The sequence below is a fragment of the Paraburkholderia sp. BR13439 genome (assembly GCF_040948805.1).
Classification (GTDB): domain Bacteria; phylum Pseudomonadota; class Gammaproteobacteria; order Burkholderiales; family Burkholderiaceae; genus Paraburkholderia; species Paraburkholderia youngii.
The window spans coordinates 1-237 of the sequence record NZ_JBFPKN010000242.1 but is presented as its reverse complement, the minus strand read 5'-3'; the positions used below and the strand labels follow the sequence as shown (position 1 = coordinate 237).

1 protein-coding gene is annotated in these 237 nt (G+C 65.0%); it reads right to left on the bottom strand.

Features of this window, described 5'->3' with window-relative positions; all coding sequences use genetic code 11:
* A partial coding sequence (gene tnpB, locus AB3X96_RS43040; protein WP_368594471.1) for an IS66 family insertion sequence element accessory protein TnpB occupies positions 1-237 on the bottom strand: 237 nt, incomplete at both ends.

Genomic DNA, 237 nt, shown 5'->3' with positions numbered 1-237 from the left:
CCTGCGTGAGCGCATGTTGCTTTGGTTCGCTACCAGCGCGCGGCCACGCGAACTGCCCCTGATTCAGCCGTCGCGCAGCCAGCCAGATGCCAATCCCATCGTGAACCAGCACCTTCAGGCGGTTGGCCCGCCGGTTGGCAAAAAGGTAAGCATGGTGCGGATGCGCGGCGCCGAACACGGTTATCACCCGACCCAGTGCCGTATCGAAGCCGGCCCGCATGTCCAGCGGGTCGACTG